The following is a 19,836-nucleotide window of genomic DNA, read 5'->3' on the forward strand; positions in this document are numbered from 1 at the left end:
TGAACTAATGAAGTACTTAACGAAAGCACTGATTTTAGCTAGCATAATTCTGTTTGTTTCAGGGTACCAAGCCACTGTATCAACTACAGAACCTGTTTATCAAACCAAAGACGTAAAAGTAGGAATGTAAAGAGACGTTACCAGAAATGGTACCGTCTTTCGTGTTTTTATGGGGAGTTTCCTGTTTTCTGTTTTTGCGAAAACAGGAAACCTTTTAAAAATCCAGTCGCTCAAATCATAAAATTAATAGATTAACTACATATACTAATATTTTTGTTCTAATTGAGGAGGGCTATTATGAAAATTGATATTGATTATGAAGAGTTCATGGACATAATTAAAGGCAATAAAGATCAAATGGATTCTTAATCTTTATTGCCTATGTTTTGTGAATTTCTATAACTTTCTAAAACAGTTATCATCACTTTTAACTCATCATCAGAAACAGGTTGTCCTTTGTGAGTAATATTGTATTTTTCTTTTAAGTTTTCAATTGAAAGGTCTTTCTCAAACGTTAGAATTTTTTCACCAGGAGACATTTCTTCAATCTTATCATCTTCTAAGAAAAAATAAGATTTATGAACGCCAAAGTAATCGGCCAGTTTCTCTATCATATCCATAGAGGGTTTTTTCAAACCTCTTTCAAGTCTCGATAAATAGCTATGAGTAACATTAATTGCCTCTGCAACTTCTCTAAGTGTTTTTTTCTTTTGTTTTCTCAATGAACGAATTGACTCACCCATTTTGTTTTCCACGGTAAAACACCCACCTTATCTAGCTCAATTATATCACAGAATGTTCCTGTCATGAAAAATCTTTTTGTATAACTATTGTGTTAAAAATAAACCTGTGGTACACTTTTGGTACATCACAGACACCAAAGAGGGTGAATAAAGAATGTCTGTTTTCATTGAATTTGGAAAACTAGTCAGAAGAATTCGTATTAAAAGAAAGCTTTCTCAGACTGAATTAGGTGAAATGACTGGGTTTTCAGCTTCATTCATCAGTAGAATAGAGAATGGAAATGCGAAGCCAAGTATTGATGCAGTTGAAAAAATTTCAAAAATATTAAATATAGAAGTGAAATTTTTTTTGACAAATTAGGTGTCTGTGAGGAAACAAAATGTTAGGAGGAGTTACATGCACTTAAATCTATTTGTTGCCCGTAAGGAAAAAAGGATGTCTCAAAGAGAAATAGCTGAATTGATTGGAACACACCCACAAACTTATCACCTGAAAGAAACTGGGAAAAGAGATTTTTTGCTTGATGAAGCTTTAACTATTGCAAGTTTTTTTGGTCAAAAAGTTGAGGAGTTATTTAATAAAGCGGAGGTTAGATCATGAATAAAAAAACAAGTGAACCTAAAGTTGGCAGTAAGAAAAAGAGAAAAAGTAATCTGTTCCTCGGAGAAGTTTTCTTTGGAACAGAAGACAGAGAAAAACTTTTTACTGAGGCTGTTGCGCCTTATTACACACCAGTAAAAAAAGAGAAGAACAAAAAAAATAAAGAGGCTTGAAACTTTTGTTTCACCTTTTTTTGAAGGACAAGCTTTAATTAGAAAAACTATTCATGAAAAACATTAGGAGGCTTTTGAAGATGGGGGAAGTCAAATGGGTGAAACTAAGCACCCAAATGTTCGATGATGAAAAAATCAAACTCATTGAACAAATGCCTGAATCTGACACTCTGTTGATTATATGGGTTAAATTACTTGCTCAAGCAGGAAAAACTAATGCATCTGGTTTTATTTATCTAAGTGAAAACGTGCCTTACACAGACGAAATGTTAGCGCATATCTTTGGAAGACCATTAGGAATTGTTCGCATGGCTTTAGACACATTTAGGAAATTTGGGATGATTGAAATTAACGATCAGAATTTTATCAGTATATGTAATTGGGAGAAACACCAAAATTTAGATGCACTCGAAAAGATTAGGGAACAGAATCGTTTGAGAAAGCAAAAACAACGCAAAAAACTAAGCCTTGCAGAACCAAACAATAACATGTCACGTGACGTCACGATCAACGTCACAGCAAGTCACGCAACAGATAAAGATAAAGAATTAGATAAAGATAAAGAATTAAAAGATATATTGTCGGGCAACCCGACTGCGGATGAACAAGAATCAGATATTCCATTCAAACTGATTGTTGATCTTCTAAACCAAATGTCAGAGAAAAATTATCGTCACACAACACCTAAGACACAACAACTAATAAAAGCAAGATGGAACGAGGGATTCAGATTCGAGGATTTTAAAAAGGTCATCTTAGCAAAATGCTATGAATGGCGAGATAACCCTGAGATGAGCAAATTCCTTCGTCCTGAAACACTTTTCGGAACAAAATTCGAAGGTTACTTAAACAACAGCGATGAGGTGATAAAGCGTGCACAGCATAAAGGCGGTGGCAGCGGAAGTCTTAAACGAAAAAATGACCTTCCATTCTGATTACTGTAATAAGCACACATACACCCGTGGCAGTGAAGATGTTGTAAAACCTGTCCGAATGATGGTGATGAATGGAAAAGTCATCTGTCCTAGATGTGAGTTGGAAGAAGAGTCAAAGAAGTTGCAAAAAGACTTAGAGAGTCAGATTGAGTATAGCCAGCGTCAGAAGAAATTTAACATGTTGGAAAAGCATAGCATGTTCAGGGATCGAACTGTCTCACGAGCAACGTTTGATAATTACGATGTATCTGAGCCAGAAGAGACAAAGAATAAAAAGCGCATGATGGATCTTGTTAAACACTTGCAACAAGGTGAAGTATTCAACATATTTTTGCAGGGCCATCCGGGAGTGGGGAAGAGTCATCTTGCATATGCAGCACTTAGAGAACTCAACGTGCCTCCTGATCCCGACAACCCTAAAGACAAAGGAAGATCATGTTTGTTTATCAATATGGAAGATGCTGCTACGGCAATTAAAGATTCATTCAGCAACAAAGAGAGCAAGTACACAGAAGCATATGTGACTCAGTTGATGGGTGAAGCCGATTATCTTGTGATAGATGACATCGGTGCAGAAACAGGATCAGAACATTCGGATAGTAAAGCCAGCGATTTCATTCATCGTCTCATCTACAAAGTAACATCTGCTCGGCAGGATAAAGTGACCATCTATACAACAAACCTTACAAGCGAAAAGCTGTATCAAATGTATGACAGCAAGCTAGTATCACGCATCACCCAAAAGCAGCAGTACATCATTTTTAAAGACACATCGGACAAGCGTAAAGAAGTATTGCCGTTCTAAGGGAGTGTAAAACATGAGCAAAATCACATCTGAGAAGGTTGATAGTTTAATAGATCAGCTGAAAGTAAGTCTGAACGAATATAAAAAACATAAGGAGGCGCGCTGAAATGAAAAAAGGCGGCAGAAAACCAACACGCTCAGAAAGAAAAATCCTAGTAGTGAATGGGTTGAACCCACTTTATTGGCTCGTAGAAAAGAATCTGACGACATCTGTGCATGTTGTACACAAAGAGGTCGGTCGCAGAAAGGAAATTGCGAAATGAGTGTCATTAGAATCATTTTGGATCATGTCAATTTCGAATGGACGATTGTTGGCCTCAAGAGATTTTTGGATTACTGGTACGAAGGCAGGTCGATCGAAGAGATGGCGGAGTTATTTAAACGACCATCAGAAGAAGTGTTGCTGCTAATGATTGATTTTAGCAAGCGTGGAAAGATCAAGGAGCGTCCGAACGGTGTCGGCGCAAACGAGCCTATGTATATCAAAAAAAGCGCAATGAGCTACAAAAAAAGAGATTTACGCAGGCTGTTTGAACAACAACCGGTTTACTATGCTTGTCCGCACAGCGATTTCATATGGGATGAAAAAGACATTATTTTATTTAGACAAATGTGGCAGGAACATGAGCCGATTAGACACATCGCAAATCGTTTGGCCCGCAATGTCCATGACATCCTGTTGCTGATTATAGATCAAGCCGAGTTAGGTAAGATCGAACCACGTAAAGGCGGCGCACTAGGAAAGGAGTACAAGCAGCATGAAAAGAAAAAGCATCCTGTTGCCATTTGAGAAAGCAACGGCAAGACAACTCGAAGTCATTGCGAGATATGAAGATTGTCCTAAGAAGATAAAGACAGCAGCCGTGCGCCACCTCAAAAAGAGGGGAGGCATTAAGTGATGACAGTTGCAGAGAGAGAATTTTTGATCGAGTGGTTGAGTCTTACAAATGGGGCTTATGGGCGAGAGCATTGCGAGAAACTTACTGACGAAGAACTCGAAAGAATCTTTAATCTCAACGTTCCGCAGCGTGACGAATAAGGAGGTGAACACTTTGGAAACAGTAGCCAATCCATACAAAGCAGGTCCAGTGAAAGCGTGGGTTATGTCAGAGGATGAACTAGCAGCTTATAGGCAGCAGCACCCACCAAAACCATATAAAAAGAGACTCAAACGTAAAGACTGGCGTTGGAAGCGCACAGATCAATCCGTCGAGTCTCAGTGGTAAGAATTCACATCAGTTCAATGTGAGTAATTAAAGCTTAGGAACCTTAATTATATCACATTGGAGTGAAGATTGTGAATAGACCACAGGCTATCTCATTAACAAAAAACGAGCCTTTCACAACATTAGTTGAACAAGGAAAGGTACAAGTGATCGTGCTGGACGGGATCAACAACACAGCGCATTACATAGAGGCTCCCGAACACGGTCACACAATCATTGAAACGATTAAAGGAAGTTTTGAGCGAGTTAGATTTGATTTCAGTTATAAAACTAAACGATAGCAGGGGTTCATCCCCTGCGGGGGAGGAAATACCATGAATTTACCTAAACATATCGAGCTTTCGCAGGCTGTCAAAGCCTGCAAACATCAAGCGATGACAATAGATGATGCAGCTGTTTATCTTCGGGTGCCAAAGTTTTTTATACCAGTGCTTGCCGATAGTTGCCCTGACTTGATTATTGAAGGGAACGTCGTCATGGCAAAGCGTGAGTCAAACGGACCTGTCATCTTCACCTTGATTGGTTTCATGGCGATTATAACGATCGCTGGATTACTAGGAAATTAAACGCCTAGCGGCTTAGGAGGAAACGGTATGAACCTTGAAAAAATGTTTGAAATGCAGGCGGAGTTAGACAACCGCATCATTAAAGAAAAAGGGCTGGAAGGTCAAGACCTGCTGCCTAACACATATGTAGCACTTATCACCGAACTAGGCGAATTTGCCAATGAAGGACGCTGGTTCAAGCATTGGAGTGATGACCAAAGAGCCAGAAATCAAGATCGTTACTTAGAATATCGAACTGAGGCTCTAGGTGGAAATCAATGGGTAGAGAAAAACCCACTCTTAGAAGAATATGTGGACTGCATTCACTTCTTCTTATCAATTGCGATTATAAAGGGATGGAAAGAAGAGTTAAGTGTATCAGAAGCGGCGATTGAGGAGTTCAAAGAAGAAGGGTTTGAAGGTGGTCTTTCGGGATTGTACTTGGAAATGCAATGGAGCTTATTGAATTCTCGAATGTTCAAGGATGAAGAAAAGAAAAAAGAACACTTCCGTGTAGCTTGGGGATTGTTCTTGGCAATTGGAATCGTTGGCTTCGGATTCACACCTGACCAAATAGAAGCCGCATACATGGACAAGAACGAAGTCAATCATAAGCGGCAGCAGGAGGGATACTGATGCGAGAGATTAAATTCCGTGTTTGGGATGAGAATGCTCAAGAAATGGTCTATGGAGTAGGTTTGACACCGGGGGGAATTCCTTATTCCATTCCAAACTATGCCGAGGCTAGCGATCAATTTGATTATTATCCCAGCTGTCACGAAATGCAGTTCACTGGATTGAGAGATAAGAACAACGTTGATATTTATGAGGGGGATGTAGTGCAAGGTTCACTCCGATCGCACGATGATGTTGATCCAATCAAGCGAAAGGTTTATATGCATAGGGGCTGCTACATGTTCGGAGTTTGGAATGCTCATGAGTATTTCAACAAACATCAGCATATCGAAGTTGTCGGGAACATTTATGAAGATCCTGATCTATTGGAGGAAGCGTGATGAAGCTCAATAAAAAGCAACAAAATCAAATAATAGAGAGAATGAACGACTTTGGAGAAAGAGGAGTTCGTTCGAATGGAGCGGATAAAGAAGCTGTTGCCGGAATGGCTACTCTTCTTTGGATGCTACAGGTCTTAAATATCGATACTGAATCATTAAAGGAGGAAGCGCAATGAACGAAAACAACCCGATCATTTCAACAGTCAGAGAAAAACTTCAAAGTGTTTTAGATGAAACGCTTGATAATGTGGCATACATCGAAGAAGCTATTCAAAAATTAGCGGAACAAGAACAGATTTTACAGGATTGGTATAACCGACATATATCGCTCAAAAACGAATGCATAGAACATGATTACGATGATCCTGAAAATCGTGATACGGATATATTAATCCATTCGAAAAACGCTAGTGCTGTTTATCAAATAGCGGCATCATTAGGATTTACATTGAAAACGGAGGGTGAATGAAATGAAATTTTACGAAGTGCATGATCCATATTACGCATTGATTAAAGCGAAAAACGAAGAAAATGCTATGACAATCTATACTGATGTTGTCGCTGATGATGATGGCGGATTATCAGAAGAAATAACCGAAGTTACAGAAGCATATGCAACAATCATATACAGCCGAGTAAATGGAGAGGACAACAATGTAATCCCGGTCAAAGAAGTGCTTGAGCATTTAACAAACGAAGAAGAAATGGTACTGATCATTGACGGGAGCTTGCTATGAAAATAAAAAAGAGGGGAATTTCCCTCTTTTAAAAGTAGTATTCATGTAAGTGTTGAGTACCAGCAACGTTCATATGCACCATACCAAATACCTGAATAAGTTTTCGCACCTTTTAAGTACCAATTATAGGTGCCGTCGTTATAAATAGCCGGTATTGCATTTCTTGAAGAGTATGGGCCAAATACTTCTGAAGTGCAAATCTTCCATGTTTCATTAGGGCTAGCAGCTTCTGCTTGAGCAGTAAAAAAAGCAGATGAAGAAACTAGCAAAGCGAGTGATAGAACTGAACTTGCAATTACTTTTTTAATTTGCATGATTGACGCTCCTTTTCGTTTGGGATAATAGTCTTACAAGTTTAATAATACTATATATTCAAATATAATCCATGCAAAAAAATATTTAACTTATATGGGTATTAATATTGGAGGAATTTAAATGAAAAAACTACTAATCACACTAACTATTATTATTGCAGCGGTGCTTTATGCGCCGTCTGCTCAAGCTGTTTGGTCAAACTGGCAAACCGAGGGATACGGTCATCAAGCGAGAGTCTTTACGGATGACACCAATTACTATAAGGATGCCTCCACAGTCGATTGGAGAGCGGAAAAGAAGGGATCGAGTACAATCCATTACACCGCTGGCGTTTACAAAAAGAGAAGCGGTGGTGGCTTAACAGATACGAATCTTGTACAAAGGGGCAGCTTCAAAGCGTCAACGCCTCTAAAGTCGTTTAGTGTAAGTGAAATTCGCAAACGTACCGGCAAAGGAACATACGTGATCCAGCTTGATTGCTACACGGAGTCAGCAAAGAAAAAATACATCGGGACCTTTGAGTCCGTTAAATTCAGTATCCGATAGTCTGAAAGAGTATATTGAAGATTGGAGAGAATTACGGAATCGACATTCCATTAGAAGAATAAATCATACGACATAGATCGGTGCAAAATTGCCCTGGTCTATGTCTTTCATTGTTTATAGGAGGAGGTTGAGAAACATGGGAGCTGAACAATTGTGTTTACTGCCAGGGATCGATGAGAAACAAGTCCGGAATGCTCTGATAAAGGAGCTGAAGGTTTATAGAGCTCTCAAGGTGAAGGAAGAAAACAGAAAGGAACAAGAGGCAAACGGTGCAACAGGCCTTTTTCCTTCTCTCAGGAATCAGGAAGTTTTAAATGAACTGAAGGTACGGCAGATAGAAAGGGCGTTAAAAAATAGTTTAGACGAAATTGAACAAGATATTATCAGGATGAAATATCTTACATCACGATTCGTAAAAGATTTAGAAATAAGCGAAGAATTGGGATTGAAAAAGGACCGGTACTATAGGTTGAAAAAGCAAGCCACATTTAACCTCTCAACAGCACTGGGCATAATTTAATACAAAAAACACCAAATCCTATTAGTTAAGAAATATTTAAGATTTAATAGTTACTATCTTTAATTAGTGACAAAACAATAAAATGGAGGATTAATTGAAATGAGAAAAAAATTTATTAATTTAGTTGGCTTTGCTGCGGTAATGGCTGTTATTTTAACAGGTTGTTCGCAGTCAAAAAGCTCAGACGGTGTGAAAGCAAAAGCAGAAAAAGTCTCAGCTGAAAACGAAAAAAATAAAGGAAATGTGTATGTTGAAAGTGAATTTGCTCCATTAAAACGTGTCGTTATGTCTCAATCTGAAGTCTATTTTCCAGAAGATAGCGGCTCAAACATGATGGAAGATATGAACGATATTCAAATCAAAATGGAAAAAGAACGTGATGAGTTTAAGAAAATACTCCAGAAATACGATGTAGACATCCAAATGCCACGCCTTTTAACGGAGGATGAAAAGAAATTAGGTATAGCTGAAAATGGTATAACTGGTGGAGCTGGTGCTACGAATTTCTTTGTTAGAGATCCATTCTTTACAATTGGAGATCACATAATCGAAGGATCGTTTTTATCAACTTACCGCAGACTTGAAGTGCTTCCAGCAAGGGATATCCTTTTAAAAGAGGTAAAAGCGAACAAAAATCCATATGTTGCTGTTCCACAGCCCGATGTTTCAAAAGGCATAAATTCCAAGAATGGTCCATTTTTAGAGGGTGGAGATATTCTTGTGTACGGGAAAACAATTTTTGTTGGGAACTCTGGTCAAGCATCTAATAAAGAAGGAATCGATTGGCTCCGTAATTATTTAACACCAGATGGTTATAAAGTAGTTGAAGTAAAACTCGAAAAAAATACACTTCATCTAGATTGTGCTATTAGTTTTGTCCGAGACGGACTGATGATTGTGAATGAAGATTCACTACCAAACGGGATTCCAGATGAATTAAAGGATTGGGATAAAATAAAAGTAAGTTACAAAGATGCGCAAGATTTGGCCATAAATGGTTTACCTATTGATGAAAAAGTATATGTAACGGATTCTGCATATAAAAATACGATTGGAAAAGAACTAGAAAAAAGAAATATCAAGGTGGAATATGTAGATTTTAAAATAACAAGAAGCTATGGTGGCGCTTTCCGATGTACTACTCAACCATTACTCCGTAAATAAACTAGAGACGAAACATCCTTGTTAAGGATGTTTTTTTATTTAAATAAGAAAAAGCCGACAAAATGGGGGATAAAAAGGGGACCTTTTTTCCTGTGTGGATCATCGTATGATAGAGACAAGCAAAACGAACGTGAATATTTTGTCCAAGACGGAGAGCCTGCGGACACTGATCAACACCTTTTATGGGTGCTGGTTGGTGTCCGTTTTTTATTTGTCGGAAAGGAGCAGCCATGAAGAAGGAGAAGCCGAAAAAACAGCCGCAGAAGCTCACTGACAGAGATTTAAGAGAGTTGATGGGGCAAAACATGCAGCGGTTAAAAAGAGCCAAAGGCGGGGCAATGCGCAGAAAATAAAGGGGGAATTATCATGAATCAAACAAGTTTAGACATTCCGCAGATCGACGAGGAAAAAACTAGAGCAAAGATGGAAAGAATGCTAGAAAAGTATAAAATGTTAAGGCTTCAAACTCCAGAAGACTTTCTTCCGAAGATCACAACAACTTACACGATTACGCCGCCGAGTTTTTCTAATCAGTTCCACTCCTCCACAGAAGAAGCAGCTCTTAAAAAGCTGGATTGGGAGATTGAGCGTGAAAAATATATGAAGCGAATCGAAAGGGGCATTAATCGTCTTACGCAGAAAGAGCGCCGCATCTTAGTTATGCTCTATATGCAGGATGAAGAAATGTTTGATTACGAGATTTATGCTGAAATGGGTCTCAGCCAGCGGAACTATTACCGATTCAAAAATAAAGCCTTTTACCGTTTAGCCTTCGCACTTAGAGAAGAAGTGTATAAGCAGGGGGATAAATCATGAATTTTGTTCAGCCAATAAGGGACCTTGATCAGATCCATTATATAAAGAAATATCTTGGAGAGCGGAACAAAAGAAATTTGCTGCTTTTTGTGGCCGGAATCAATTTAGGCTTGCGCATATCCGATCTGCTTCAATTGAGAGTGAAAGATGTAAGAAAGCAATATGTGTCGCTAAGAGAACAAAAAACAGGTAAAGAGAAAAGAATCAAAATAAACAAGACGCTTCGAAAAGCGATAGATCAATATATTAAAGACAAAGATGATCAAGAGTATCTTTTTAAAAGTAGAGAAGGACTCAACAAACCTATCAGCCGCAGCAGTGCATATAACATTATGAGAGAAGCAGCGGACTATGTCGGGCTTGATAGTATAGGTACTCATACCCTCAGAAAAACATTTGGCTACTGGAATTATAAAAAACATAAAGACGTTGCCTTATTACAAGAAATATTTAACCATTCTAGTCCTGACATTACATTGAGATACATTGGAATTACACAAGACGCTATAGACAAAGCAATGGACGATTTCGGCTTATAAGACTCATCTGTTCAAATGGCAGGTGGGTCTTTTTTTGCGTTCTTTTTCGTCAATTAACCATAATGAGAAAATGTCCAACTCATTTTAAGGTAATAGCTGAAAAGCAAGAGGGGCATAGGATACAGCGATTTATCCAGTTGGACAGACTAATAGATATGGTGAACTCGGGGATAATGTGGACAATGTGATATAATGGAAGTAGGAGGAATATGTTCGAGATTAAAATACATATAGAAAGGAGGGAAATTATGCAGACTACATATAATTTTAAGAGTTTAGAACCTATGCTTAATTTTGCATTGAGTTATATTCACGAGAAAGGATTTACTTTTACTGAACGTGTTACGTTAACAGGAGAAAATGATCCAGGTCAATTAATGGAAATTTCATTTGGTAAGAAGTATAACAACGTCTCTAGTGAATTTGTTCTGAAATATGGGACACAAGACGAGATTATAATGCAATTAGAAGAAAAGATGTTAGAATTGAAAGAAATTCGTGTCACAGTAGAAGAATTAAAAAGTCTACTCGGCGCATAAGGTTCATTTAGAGGAGCGGCTTCTGTTGCGGAGGCCGCTTTTTTTATTGGTAAGAGAACGGATCAATAATAAGATATGGTGAAATGGGGGATTGCGTGGATAAAAAAGTTTTGTGTTAAGGCGTTCCTATATAAAAGAATGTAAGAACGCCATTCAACTATTGAACGGCGCTCTCAATTTTAATTTTATTGATATTTGATGAAGTTTCCTCTAAATGTAGCTTTTGAAGCTCCACCTCCGGCGCAATGTCCTTTAGAACTTCTTGCAAAAACTTTAACCTTCATTGTGCGTGGAAATTTTAGACTGCCAAGTACTTCAACATAGTCTTCAAATACCTGAGAAAATGTATTTTCTGATCCGCGTTGACTATGCCAAATTACTTCTACTTCCCGATCATTAATAACGTGTCCTTCAGGGGCAGTTACACTGTCTTCTCTTGACCAATCAGATTTCCTTTCCCCGCTACAAGATGTAGCTTCAGTCTCAACTTCACATGTAAGTTCAAAATCAGCCATTACTTTAACCTCCAAAATATTAGTTTGTTGTCTAATCAAACAAGACATTTATATTGTTTCTCAGAAAAAACCGAAAACTCATAACATTTTTTTGATTTAATGGTATTAAAATACTTTGAAAAAATTTGGCACACTTTTGGCACGATCTTGGCAAAGCATTTTGTCTCAGAGCAGTTATTATGGTATTAGGTGATAAATTGAGAGCGACTTCCATTGCGGAGGTCGCTTTTTTAAATGGAGGTGTCGGCTTTGGCTGAACTTACTGTGATGTCTATGGAGCGATTTCTACAAGAGATAGAAGAATCTTTTTCTCAAGAAACGAACCATATTAAAACTGTTAAACGAGTTCCTTATGTCGTTGTACATGCTGAAATTAAACACAAGGGCAATAGGATTAAATCAGAGTATACATTCTATGATGCTGAGGATATGTCTTTCAAAGATGCGCAAGAACGTATAATGAAGATGCAGCAAGACATTATTTCCTGAACTACCGCTAAATATAAAGACTGAAAGCACTGTCCATTAGGGCGTTGCTTATTATATGGAGGAATAGAAATGGAACTCTTGATCTTAAAAGAATGCTCAAAACAATGTACAAGGACTCTCATAGTAGGGACAAACACTTGTGAGGCGAGAGCGTTATGGCGATATTTGAAGAAGAGATTCCCACAATATAAATATCCGCAATTTGTTTCAAGGAACCCGGCAATGCTAGACGGGGTTAATCCTAGCGAAACAATTTTAATTTTACTGCCGGGTTATTATCGAAATCCAATAATCAACTGCTATGAATTTCAATGGTTAAAGGAGAATGCTATTGAAGTAATTCATATCAATGAGGAGGAAATCAAATGAAAATTTTAGTTCTTAAAACAGATTGTCTATTAGATCAGGGGACAAAGGAGAACATTAGAGAAGAAGCTAAGAAAGCAGCACAGACCGGCGTTATGATTCTTGATGGGGGAATGGGTTTTGAGGTTATTGAAGTAGACAAGTCAGCCCTATTAGATGAAAAGGGGATTGCGGCGAGTTTTGAACAACAAATGAAAAAAGTTGGGGAAATGACGGTAGATGGAAAATATGTTCCTTATGAAGAAGGTAAAATTGATACGGGGATTGAACAAGCAAGAATGGCTGAAATTTTTGGAACCTTTGGACTCCCTCTCGAAAAAGGTAATATGAAATGAATGATGTTTTGTGCGAGAAATGCCAAACATATTATGCTGTGGAAGTGAGAGAGACAAAAGAAGCGAAAGGAATTGTAATTCAATTCTTCTCCTGCCCTAACTGCGGGAATGCAAATGTTGTATCTGCCACAAATAAAACCATTCGACAGAAGTTAAGAGAATTGAGAAAGGCTCGCAGTTTTTATGAACAAGCAACGACGCATAGAAGCGCACAACGGCGTTTTGAAAAGTATACGCAGCTACATGAAAGTGTTAAACGTCTTATGCTTCCTCTAATTGATGAGGCCAAACAAAGATTGAACAATTCATAGCATCCTTCGGGGTGCTTTTTATTTTGGGGAGGGACACAACGTGGACAACTCACTCAGGGAACTAATCATTAACACAGCAATTGGACACGCAATAAGGACAGACCAATTGTATAACGGTCTTAAAGCCCTTAATAAAAGGGGATGCATATGGGCAGATGGGGAGATCATCAGGGGGTTAGGCATGCTTGGTTCTTACGGTGTGAGGGACAGGCAAGCTATAGACAGCTTACTACATGTCAGCCAGACTCTGTCCTATGAAGCAGCACGATCCTATCTAGCATCATATCAAAGGGAGTACAGGGAGTTTTATGCCGTACAGAAAGTGGGGCATCTTCATGCCTTTGTTTTGTTTGCGATGATAGCTGGTGAATCCAATGCCACCTAAACCATTGAGAGAGTGTAAGGTGCGAGGGTGCAGGGAGTTAACAAGGGATGGTTATTGTCCTGCTCATGCTGATGGTAAGCAGCAGGAAGCGAAGTATTACAACAAACATGTTCGAGATAAACAATCAACAAGTTTTTATAAATCAAGAGAATGGAAACAGACAAGACAACTTGTTCTATTGCGAGACAATTACCTTTGTCAAAGCTGTTTAAAACAAGATCGTGTCGTTCCTGCTGTGATGGTTCATCACATAGTGGAGCTAAAGCAGGATTGGAACAAACGATTAGATTTTAATAACCTCGAAAGCATGTGTAATAGCTGTCACAACAAGGTTCATGGCAAGCGAGGGTCATAGTACCCCCCCGGCATTAAATCCCTAGGAAACGGCTTCGTGAAGATCGGTGAGCCGTCGTCTACAAACAAACACCGCTTTTCAAAGTTTCCGAAAACACGAAAAACCCCCTCGGAGAAAATACCGAGAGGGCTTGATACGACTGGTTTTGTTGTTAATTCGATCATAGCATGATTTTGCTCAAAAACAAGCATAAATTTCAAAAAATTGAAACGGAATGAGGTGAAAAATATGCCGAGACCTGCAAAATCCGCAACACTTCAATTGATACAAGGTAACCCAAACAAGAAAAATACTGAAGAATTGGAAATGCGCGCCGAGCAAGAACAGAAAATGAAAATGCGATCAAACAACATCAAACCTCCATCCTGGTTAGATAAGGTTGCTAAAAAGGAATTCAAACGGATTGCCGAGTTATTAAAGGAAGTGGACATTATAACGGAGGCAGATATCAGCATGTTGGCCGCCTATTGTAATGCCTATTCACAATACATTTCAATCACTAAAGTTATAGAAGAAGATGGAATCATGGTTCATAAGGATGGTTTTGATGATGAGGGGAATCCAATTGAATTAATTGGAGAAGAACATCCTTTATTGAAACGGCAGAAAAATTTCTTTGATCAAATGAAGTCAACTGCAAATGATTTTGGACTTACTCCGTCAGCACGCGCAAAATTGGCTATCACCAAAACACAGGAGATAAGGGAAAAGACGGCAGCGGAAAAGGAGTTTAATATATGAAGACTATCAAACAATTTATGATTGACTATTCGCGTGATGTGTTATCAGGTGAAATTGTGGCGTGCAAAAAACACCAATGGGCTTGTCAACGTTTTCTAAAAGATATTGAAAGAGAAGGGACAGCAGATTTTCCCTATTTCTTTGATGACGAGAAGGCAAGGCGCTTTCTATTTTGGATGACACAGTTTAAACATACAAAAGGTCCATTACAAGGTGAAAATATTGTACCTGAACCCATTCAGATTTTTATTTTCGGTAATATTTACGGTTGGGTCCATAAGGATACAGGGTACAGAAGATTTAAAAAGGCTTATTGGCAAGTCGGTCGTAAAAATGCCAAAACACAAAGCCTTGCTTGTGTAGGATCATATGAGGCGTTTGCAAATGATGAATACATGTCTGAGGTGTATATTGGTGCAACAAAAACGGAGCAAGCCAAGATATGTTGGAATGAAATTAAAGCTCAAATCAGCAAGTGTGAGCTGCTTAATGTACCTGAAAAAAAATACCGGGTCGCCTATGGACAAATAGAACACCTTAAAACGTTGTCAAAAATTGAGGCGCTATCAAAAGATGCAGGGAAAACAGGTGATGGTTTTAACCCTCAATGCGGCATTATAGATGAATATCATGCTCATAAAACATCTGAAATATATGATGTTCTTGCATCAGGGATGGCAACAAGAACACAACCACTCATGATGATTATTACGACAGCTGGATTTGAATTAAATAATCCTGCATACCGAGTAGAATACCCTTACGTTACTAAAATTATCGATCCAAACAATGTTGAAACAAACGATCAATATTTTGTCATGATTAATGAACTCGATCCAGATGATGACATCAAAGATGAACGAAATTGGATTAAAGCAAATCCGATTGTTGCCGCAAATGAACATGGATTGGATTTCTTGCGCGGAGAGTTAGAAGTGGCCCTTGCAGTTCCAGAAAAAATGCGTAGTTTCTTAACTAAAAACATGAATATTTGGGTCAATATGCGTGATGGCGGATATATGGACATGCAAGCGTGGTCTGATTGCGGGAAACAGGAGAGTCTTCCTGATCTTTATGGTAAAGAGTGTTATGTAGGCATCGACTTGTCAAAACGAATCGACTTAACTGCTGCAAGTTTTGAATTTCAACTTGATAACGGTATGTTTTTTGTGACATCACATGGTTTCATGCCAGAAGATACATTTCATGAACGAATGAAGACAGACCGAGTCCCTTATGATCTGTGGGTTAAGAAAGGTTGGCTCACGCTTACTGATGGAGCTGTTGTTGATTACGATTATATACGTGCTTACATCAAACGTCTTGAAGAAGAAAAGGGTTGGAAAATTAAAGAGATTGGTTATGATCCATATAATGCTACGCAGTTTGCTCAGCAGATGGAGGCTGATGGCTACGTCATGATCGAGATTAGGCAAGGGGTGCAGACTTTGTCAGAGCCAACTAAAGATTTTCGTGAAAAGGTCAAAGCGCGAAAAGTTATACATGATAATAACGATCTTCTAACTTGGGCAATGGGGAATGCTGTAACAAAAATTGATGCTCAAGAGAACATCATGCTTGATAAATCAAAATCGTCACAACGTATTGACCCAGCAGCTGCACTCATAAACGCTCATGTGAGAGCTAGTCAAAATGATGATCATTTAGATTTAAATGAGTATATTTTATCGGGAGGTTTTTCATTCTAATGAAAAATACCATTAAGCAAGTTGTGATTTTTCTGTACTCAATCTTAAATGACCTAGTATTTTTTGCTGGGGCAATCTTTATTACAATAGCAGCTTATAAAATACATGAAATCATCGGTCTTTTAGTGACTGGTGGTTTTTTTATATTTACAGCAATTTTAATGAGCCGAAGGAGGTGATTAATTGTTATTAGAAGGTATGTTCTCTAAAAGATCAGCAGATTCAGACAGTGGCTGGGGAATGTCACAGGTCCCGCAATGGGTGTTTGATATTTTCGGTGGTGGTAAAACAGCAAGCGGAGAGAAAGTGAGTGAATCGACCTCATTAAAACATCCTGACGTTTTTTCTTGTATCAATGTTTTGTCAGATGATATAGCAAAACTATCTGTCCATATGTTTAGGAGGCTGGGAGAGAATATTTCAGGAGAGCGTGACCATCCTGTTTTTAAATTGCTCTATTTAAAACCCAATCAATATATGACAGCTTTTACTTGGAAAAAATTAATGATGACGCATGCTTGTACGTGGGGAAATGCATATTCTTTGATTCTTTCAGATAAAACAGGAGATATCAAAACATTAAACCCTCTTAATCCGGCGAATACAAATCCGTATCTCGATCCAAATACAGGTATATTGTGGTACGAAACAATCATCAATAACAAACGAGCTGAATTGTATGCGGAAGAAGTTCTGCACTTTAAAGGGATGACGGAAGATGGAATAGTAGGCCTCAGTCCAATTCAGGTGGCAAGGGAACATATTGGTGCTCAATCTGCTGCAACAAAGTTTAACGCAAAATTGTACAAAAATGATGCAACACCAAGAGGTATTTTGAAAATCCCAACCCTGTTACAACCAGAGGCAAAAGAGGTTGCAAGAAAAGAATGGCAGAGAGTAAATGCGGGTGAAAGTATTGCGATTGTTGATGCTGGACTTGATTATCAATCTATTTCAATGCCTCTAAAAGATGCCGAATTTGTAGAGTCTATGAAATTCAATAAGGCTCAAATCGCTTCCATATTCAAGGTGCCTCTTCATAAGATAAATGAATTGGACCGCGCTACATTCAGTAATATCGAACATCAATCTATAGAATATGTGAAGAACACTTTACAGCCGTGGATCGTTTCCTTTGAACAAGAAATCAATACAAAGCTGTTTACTGATGATGAAATCAAGCAAGGGCTATATGTTCAATTTAATGTTAATAGTGAATTACGCGGTGATTCAAAATCAAGAGCTGAATTCTATGAAATCATGGAACGAATAGGGGCTATGAATATTAATGAAATTCGTGCTCTTGAATCAAAAAATGCCATTCCTGATGGGGACAGACACCTAGTTTCACTTAATTACACTTTCTTAGATATGTTAGATCAATATCAGATGGCTAAAGCAGGCCATAAAGGAGGTGATCCGAATAATGCCAAAGGAAATCAGACAGCTAACGACGGAAATTGAAGTTAGGTCACTTGATGATGAAACCAAAGGTGAATATGTAGAGGGTTATGCCCTTAAATTTGAAAAATGGTCTGAGCGGCTTGGGTGGTTTAAGGAAATCATCAGCCGTGGAGCGCTGGACGAAGCAGACATGTCCAATGTAATTGCTTTATTTAATCATAAAATTGATTATCCATTAGCAAGAAATACTGTTTCAACGGGCGCTGGTAGTCTTCAATTAACTGTTGATGCAATAGGGTTGAAATTTAGATTTGAGCCAACAGACACCACTTACGGACAAGATTTGATGAAGAATTTGAGAGCAGGCGTGATCAATCAATGTTCTTTTTCGTTTTCTCTTGATCATTCAGGTGATGAAGAACCTGATGAATGGACAAGAAATGAAGAAGAAAAGTTATACGAGCGCCGAATCAATCGAATTAATCGCATTTTTGACATTTCACTTGTTACAACTCCTGCATATAGCGATACGGAAGCTGTTGTAGGAGAAAGAAGTCTAGAAAAAGTAGAAGTTTTAAAAAGACAAAAAAACACATCAAATAAAAGGATTGAGCTAGAACTAGACTTATTAGACCTGACTATATAGTGGGTCTTTTTTTATGCTCAAAATCAAGGAGGAAAATATATGCCAGTAATGATGAGTAAAGAGGAACGTCAATTGCGCCAGCAGTTCACACAGAAAAAGCAAGAAGCTAGAAATTTAATAAGTGAAGGCAAAGATGAAGAAGCACGCTCTATGCTTGATGAAGCAAAAGCACTGCAAAAAAGAATTGAAATGATGTCTGAGGAAAGAGAGCTGGATGCACCAGACATTCAAGAAGACAGACATTATGTACCGGAACAAAAAAGAGAGCCTGAATCTGATTTATCTGAGGAAGAACGTAGTTTAACTGGAACGCAAGAATATAGAAATGCATGGTTCAAGGTCTTGACTGGTCGTGATGATGAATTAGGTAACGAAGAAAGGAAAATGCTGCAGGAAGTTTTAAAAGAAAACAGACAACTTTCATCCAACAGTGATAAGGATGGCGGGTATACAGTACCGGATGACATTTCAAAACAAATAATTAAGTCCATTCAAGAATTAAATTCTGTTCGTAACTTGGTACGGGTTGTACCAAAGACGGCACCAGCAGGTAGCTATCCAGTAAGAAAAGGTGCTGCAGGGAAGTTATATAACATTGCTGAAAAAGAAGCGATCAAAGAACTCAAAAATATGGAATTCGACCAAATCACATACAACGTCAAAAAGTTTGCTGGCTTTTTGCCTATCCCAAACGAATTATTGAATGATTCTTTCATTAATTTTGTGAGAGAGATTGTAGAATGGCTCTCTGAATCTGCAACTGTAACTGAAAATGATGAAGTCTTCTATGGAAAAGGCGGAGAGAACAACGTAGAGGGGATTATAACAAGCAAAAAATATAAATCTCTCAAAGCTCCTTCTCTAATTACAATTAAGTTTTTGAGAAAAGTTAAAAACCAAATCAAAAGAGGCTATCGAAAAAATGCAAAATGGGTGATGAATACAGAGGCATTTGAAACGTTAGCAAACATTGAAGATAAAAACGGCCGCGGGATTTTAGCCGAGGACCCACGCAATGAGGATAGCTTCCTTTTATTCGGTAGACCCGTTGAAGTGTATGACGAGATTGTCACAGACGATAAACAAAAAACTCATATTCTATTCGGTGATTTTAAAAATGCATACTTTATGTTTGATCGTCAAAAATTCGAGATCAAATCAACTGACATCGGCTCAGATGCATTCCTAACAGATCAAACATATTTCAGAGGTATTGAACGATTTGACGGAAAAGTAGTTGATCCAGAAGCCGCAGTAATTGTTACTGATTTAGTTGTAGGTGAGGAAGCAGTAGTTGAAACACCTTCTGAAGATAAGTCCGTAGACGCTGGAAAATAAAAATTGAAAGGAATTGATCTAT

General features: G+C 38.2%; 39 protein-coding genes. 36 read left to right on the forward strand and 3 right to left on the reverse strand.

The window, feature by feature from the left end:
* The first annotated feature begins 7 nt into the window (after positions 1-7).
* Positions 8-130 carry a hypothetical protein gene (locus C6347_RS19380; RefSeq protein ID WP_258182045.1) on the forward strand — a complete coding sequence of 41 codons (123 nt, stop codon included), beginning with the start codon at positions 8-10 and terminating at the stop codon, positions 128-130.
* Positions 131-365: 235 nt separating this feature from the next.
* Here C6347_RS19380 and C6347_RS03400 read toward each other — a convergent pair whose 3' ends face one another.
* Positions 366-755, reverse strand: a complete 390-nt coding sequence (locus tag C6347_RS03400) for a helix-turn-helix domain-containing protein (RefSeq protein ID WP_258182046.1) — start codon at positions 753-755, stop codon at positions 366-368.
* 142 nt (positions 756-897) lie between these two features.
* Here C6347_RS03400 and C6347_RS03405 point away from each other — a divergent pair, with 142 nt between their 5' ends.
* From C6347_RS03405 to C6347_RS03455, 16 genes are all read left to right on the forward strand, one after another.
* Positions 898-1,104 (forward strand): helix-turn-helix domain-containing protein, encoded by a 207-nt coding sequence (locus C6347_RS03405; protein WP_106071394.1) that lies wholly within the window; start codon positions 898-900, stop codon positions 1,102-1,104.
* Positions 1,105-1,140: 36 nt separating this feature from the next.
* Positions 1,141-1,344 carry a helix-turn-helix transcriptional regulator gene (locus C6347_RS03410; protein ID WP_066030369.1) on the forward strand — a complete coding sequence of 68 codons (204 nt, stop codon included), beginning with the start codon at positions 1,141-1,143 and terminating at the stop codon, positions 1,342-1,344.
* A complete protein-coding gene (locus C6347_RS19150; RefSeq protein WP_181185430.1) occupies positions 1,341-1,517 on the forward strand; it encodes a hypothetical protein in 177 nt (58 codons plus the stop codon). The genes C6347_RS03410 and C6347_RS19150 overlap by 4 nt, the downstream gene beginning before the upstream one ends.
* Positions 1,518-1,597: 80 nt before the next feature.
* Entirely contained in the window at positions 1,598-2,452 is an 855-nt protein-coding gene (locus tag C6347_RS03415) for a phage replisome organizer N-terminal domain-containing protein (protein WP_106071395.1), read from the forward strand.
* Positions 2,391-3,257: an AAA family ATPase gene (locus tag C6347_RS03420; protein ID WP_258182047.1), complete on the forward strand. Its 867-nt coding sequence runs from the start codon at positions 2,391-2,393 to the stop codon at positions 3,255-3,257. The genes C6347_RS03415 and C6347_RS03420 overlap by 62 nt, the downstream gene beginning before the upstream one ends.
* Before the next feature lie 107 nt (positions 3,258-3,364).
* On the forward strand, positions 3,365-3,520 hold the full coding sequence (locus tag C6347_RS19155; protein WP_181185431.1) for a DUF6906 family protein: 156 nt from the start codon (positions 3,365-3,367) through the stop codon (positions 3,518-3,520).
* Complete coding sequence (locus C6347_RS03425) at positions 3,517-4,047, forward strand: hypothetical protein (RefSeq protein WP_106071397.1); 531 nt, start codon at positions 3,517-3,519, stop codon at positions 4,045-4,047. Before C6347_RS19155 ends, C6347_RS03425 begins: the two co-directional genes overlap by 4 nt.
* A gap of 108 nt (positions 4,048-4,155) precedes the next feature.
* Positions 4,156-4,296 carry a BH0509 family protein gene (locus tag C6347_RS19100; protein WP_141235147.1) on the forward strand — a complete coding sequence of 47 codons (141 nt, stop codon included), beginning with the start codon at positions 4,156-4,158 and terminating at the stop codon, positions 4,294-4,296.
* A 13-nt stretch (positions 4,297-4,309) separates the two neighbouring features.
* Positions 4,310-4,483 carry a hypothetical protein gene (locus C6347_RS19160; RefSeq protein ID WP_181185432.1) on the forward strand — a complete coding sequence of 58 codons (174 nt, stop codon included), beginning with the start codon at positions 4,310-4,312 and terminating at the stop codon, positions 4,481-4,483.
* Positions 4,484-4,554: 71 nt separating this feature from the next.
* Positions 4,555-4,764 (forward strand): XtrA/YqaO family protein, encoded by a 210-nt coding sequence (locus C6347_RS03430; RefSeq protein WP_058015863.1) that lies wholly within the window; start codon positions 4,555-4,557, stop codon positions 4,762-4,764.
* 33 nt (positions 4,765-4,797) lie between these two features.
* The gene (locus C6347_RS03435; RefSeq protein ID WP_058015864.1) at positions 4,798-5,049 is read left to right on the forward strand and encodes a hypothetical protein; all 252 of its coding nucleotides are present in this window, start codon (positions 4,798-4,800) and stop codon (positions 5,047-5,049) included.
* 27 nt (positions 5,050-5,076) lie between these two features.
* Positions 5,077-5,664 carry a dUTP diphosphatase gene (locus C6347_RS03440; RefSeq protein WP_106071398.1) on the forward strand — a complete coding sequence of 196 codons (588 nt, stop codon included), beginning with the start codon at positions 5,077-5,079 and terminating at the stop codon, positions 5,662-5,664.
* Positions 5,664-6,044: a YopX family protein gene (locus C6347_RS03445; protein WP_106071399.1), complete on the forward strand. Its 381-nt coding sequence runs from the start codon at positions 5,664-5,666 to the stop codon at positions 6,042-6,044. Before C6347_RS03440 ends, C6347_RS03445 begins: the two co-directional genes overlap by 1 nt.
* Positions 6,044-6,220 (forward strand): hypothetical protein, encoded by a 177-nt coding sequence (locus C6347_RS19165; RefSeq protein ID WP_181185433.1) that lies wholly within the window; start codon positions 6,044-6,046, stop codon positions 6,218-6,220. Before C6347_RS03445 ends, C6347_RS19165 begins: the two co-directional genes overlap by 1 nt.
* A complete protein-coding gene (locus C6347_RS03450) occupies positions 6,217-6,513 on the forward strand; it encodes a hypothetical protein (protein ID WP_106071400.1) in 297 nt (98 codons plus the stop codon). The genes C6347_RS19165 and C6347_RS03450 overlap by 4 nt, the downstream gene beginning before the upstream one ends.
* 1 nt (position 6,514) lies before the next feature.
* Positions 6,515-6,781 carry a hypothetical protein gene (locus tag C6347_RS03455; RefSeq protein ID WP_106071401.1) on the forward strand — a complete coding sequence of 89 codons (267 nt, stop codon included), beginning with the start codon at positions 6,515-6,517 and terminating at the stop codon, positions 6,779-6,781.
* Positions 6,782-6,822: 41 nt separating this feature from the next.
* Here C6347_RS03455 and C6347_RS03460 read toward each other — a convergent pair whose 3' ends face one another.
* Positions 6,823-7,095, reverse strand: a complete 273-nt coding sequence (locus tag C6347_RS03460; protein ID WP_058015867.1) for a hypothetical protein — start codon at positions 7,093-7,095, stop codon at positions 6,823-6,825.
* Between the two features lie 121 nt (positions 7,096-7,216).
* Between C6347_RS03460 and C6347_RS03465 the strand changes: the two genes are divergently transcribed.
* From C6347_RS03465 to C6347_RS03495, 7 genes are all read left to right on the forward strand, one after another.
* Positions 7,217-7,642 (forward strand): hypothetical protein, encoded by a 426-nt coding sequence (locus C6347_RS03465; protein WP_106071402.1) that lies wholly within the window; start codon positions 7,217-7,219, stop codon positions 7,640-7,642.
* A 136-nt stretch (positions 7,643-7,778) separates the two neighbouring features.
* On the forward strand, positions 7,779-8,162 hold the full coding sequence (locus C6347_RS03470) for an ArpU family phage packaging/lysis transcriptional regulator (protein ID WP_058015869.1): 384 nt from the start codon (positions 7,779-7,781) through the stop codon (positions 8,160-8,162).
* Positions 8,163-8,261: 99 nt separating this feature from the next.
* The gene (locus tag C6347_RS03475; protein ID WP_200964054.1) at positions 8,262-9,326 is read left to right on the forward strand and encodes a dimethylarginine dimethylaminohydrolase family protein; all 1,065 of its coding nucleotides are present in this window, start codon (positions 8,262-8,264) and stop codon (positions 9,324-9,326) included.
* Between the two features lie 230 nt (positions 9,327-9,556).
* Positions 9,557-9,679 carry a hypothetical protein gene (locus tag C6347_RS19385; RefSeq protein ID WP_017358206.1) on the forward strand — a complete coding sequence of 41 codons (123 nt, stop codon included), beginning with the start codon at positions 9,557-9,559 and terminating at the stop codon, positions 9,677-9,679.
* A gap of 13 nt (positions 9,680-9,692) precedes the next feature.
* Positions 9,693-10,142 carry an ArpU family phage packaging/lysis transcriptional regulator gene (locus C6347_RS03485; protein WP_058015871.1) on the forward strand — a complete coding sequence of 150 codons (450 nt, stop codon included), beginning with the start codon at positions 9,693-9,695 and terminating at the stop codon, positions 10,140-10,142.
* The gene (locus tag C6347_RS03490) at positions 10,139-10,681 is read left to right on the forward strand and encodes a site-specific integrase (RefSeq protein WP_106071403.1); all 543 of its coding nucleotides are present in this window, start codon (positions 10,139-10,141) and stop codon (positions 10,679-10,681) included. Before C6347_RS03485 ends, C6347_RS03490 begins: the two co-directional genes overlap by 4 nt.
* Positions 10,682-10,929: 248 nt before the next feature.
* A complete protein-coding gene (locus C6347_RS03495) occupies positions 10,930-11,220 on the forward strand; it encodes a hypothetical protein (protein WP_142394281.1) in 291 nt (96 codons plus the stop codon).
* A 185-nt stretch (positions 11,221-11,405) separates the two neighbouring features.
* Here C6347_RS03495 and C6347_RS03500 read toward each other — a convergent pair whose 3' ends face one another.
* Entirely contained in the window at positions 11,406-11,735 is a 330-nt protein-coding gene (locus tag C6347_RS03500) for an alkaline protease (protein ID WP_106071405.1), read from the reverse strand.
* 240 nt (positions 11,736-11,975) lie between these two features.
* Here C6347_RS03500 and C6347_RS03505 point away from each other — a divergent pair, with 240 nt between their 5' ends.
* The 12 genes from C6347_RS03505 (at position 11,976) to C6347_RS03560 (ending at position 19,814) form a co-directional block, all read left to right on the forward strand.
* A complete protein-coding gene (locus tag C6347_RS03505) occupies positions 11,976-12,224 on the forward strand; it encodes a hypothetical protein (RefSeq protein WP_258182053.1) in 249 nt (82 codons plus the stop codon).
* 69 nt (positions 12,225-12,293) lie between these two features.
* Positions 12,294-12,593: a hypothetical protein gene (locus C6347_RS03510; RefSeq protein WP_106071407.1), complete on the forward strand. Its 300-nt coding sequence runs from the start codon at positions 12,294-12,296 to the stop codon at positions 12,591-12,593.
* Positions 12,590-12,925, forward strand: coding sequence for a hypothetical protein (locus C6347_RS03515; RefSeq protein ID WP_106071408.1), 336 nt, complete (start codon positions 12,590-12,592; stop codon positions 12,923-12,925). The genes C6347_RS03510 and C6347_RS03515 overlap by 4 nt, the downstream gene beginning before the upstream one ends.
* The gene (locus C6347_RS03520) at positions 12,922-13,236 is read left to right on the forward strand and encodes a transglycosylase (protein ID WP_106071409.1); all 315 of its coding nucleotides are present in this window, start codon (positions 12,922-12,924) and stop codon (positions 13,234-13,236) included. The genes C6347_RS03515 and C6347_RS03520 overlap by 4 nt, the downstream gene beginning before the upstream one ends.
* A 40-nt stretch (positions 13,237-13,276) precedes the next feature.
* Entirely contained in the window at positions 13,277-13,621 is a 345-nt protein-coding gene (locus C6347_RS03525) for a hypothetical protein (protein WP_106071410.1), read from the forward strand.
* The gene (locus tag C6347_RS03530) at positions 13,611-13,976 is read left to right on the forward strand and encodes an HNH endonuclease (protein WP_106071411.1); all 366 of its coding nucleotides are present in this window, start codon (positions 13,611-13,613) and stop codon (positions 13,974-13,976) included. The genes C6347_RS03525 and C6347_RS03530 overlap by 11 nt, the downstream gene beginning before the upstream one ends.
* 228 nt (positions 13,977-14,204) lie before the next feature.
* The gene (locus C6347_RS03535) at positions 14,205-14,717 is read left to right on the forward strand and encodes a phage terminase small subunit P27 family (protein WP_061408937.1); all 513 of its coding nucleotides are present in this window, start codon (positions 14,205-14,207) and stop codon (positions 14,715-14,717) included.
* Positions 14,714-16,426: a terminase large subunit gene (locus tag C6347_RS03540; protein WP_061408934.1), complete on the forward strand. Its 1,713-nt coding sequence runs from the start codon at positions 14,714-14,716 to the stop codon at positions 16,424-16,426. Before C6347_RS03535 ends, C6347_RS03540 begins: the two co-directional genes overlap by 4 nt.
* Complete coding sequence (locus C6347_RS03545) at positions 16,426-16,605, forward strand: hypothetical protein (protein ID WP_061408931.1); 180 nt, start codon at positions 16,426-16,428, stop codon at positions 16,603-16,605. Before C6347_RS03540 ends, C6347_RS03545 begins: the two co-directional genes overlap by 1 nt.
* Positions 16,606-16,609: 4 nt before the next feature.
* Entirely contained in the window at positions 16,610-17,890 is a 1,281-nt protein-coding gene (locus C6347_RS03550; protein ID WP_106071412.1) for a phage portal protein, read from the forward strand.
* A complete protein-coding gene (locus C6347_RS03555) occupies positions 17,853-18,476 on the forward strand; it encodes an HK97 family phage prohead protease (protein WP_106071413.1) in 624 nt (207 codons plus the stop codon). Before C6347_RS03550 ends, C6347_RS03555 begins: the two co-directional genes overlap by 38 nt.
* Before the next feature lie 39 nt (positions 18,477-18,515).
* Positions 18,516-19,814: a phage major capsid protein gene (locus tag C6347_RS03560; protein WP_106071414.1), complete on the forward strand. Its 1,299-nt coding sequence runs from the start codon at positions 18,516-18,518 to the stop codon at positions 19,812-19,814.
* Positions 19,815-19,836: the final 22 nt, after the last annotated feature.

The sequence above is a fragment of the Bacillus sp. NMTD17 genome (genome assembly GCF_002998735.1).
Lineage (GTDB): Bacteria > Bacillota > Bacilli > Bacillales > Bacillaceae > Bacillus.